The sequence below is a fragment of the Enterococcus sp. C53 genome (assembly GCF_040887425.1).
Lineage (GTDB): Bacteria > Bacillota > Bacilli > Lactobacillales > Enterococcaceae > Enterococcus_B > Enterococcus_B hirae.
Map to the genome: position 1 here is coordinate 1 of NZ_JBFOFT010000035.1, position 393 is coordinate 393.

At 42.5% G+C, this 393-nt stretch carries 1 protein-coding gene; it reads right to left on the reverse strand.

Annotated elements, in window-relative coordinates:
* Positions 1 to 128: 128 nt before the first annotated feature.
* The coding region (locus tag AB3I42_RS14050) for an IS3 family transposase (RefSeq protein ID WP_154200305.1) at positions 129 to 393 on the reverse strand (265 nt) is incomplete at its 5' end.

Here is a 393-nt window from a genome sequence, read left to right on the forward strand (position 1 = left end):
TGGAATGGCAACAGTTTTTTTGACAAATTTTATAAGGTGCAGAACTTCTTTCCGTATGCTATTCCGATTGTCCTTGACAATGAGCCTCCTCGGATGTGACGATCTTCGGCAGGAGCTAACAGTTAAAGTTAGACTGCCTCGCTAGCGTTAGCACATCCGAGCTCATTATCAAGGATTCGCTGCGCCAATCTCTGGTTACGGTAACCAACCGGTGTCTCGTAGCCAAGTGTACCGTGCAACCGAAGGTGGTTCCACCAATTGACATAGTCAAATAACTCCAAATCCAATTGTTGTAAGGTTTCAAATGTGTATTGATAGACAAATTCTACTTTCAACGACTTATAAGTTGATTCAGCTACGGCATTATCAAAAGGACAGCCTTTATGACTCAAT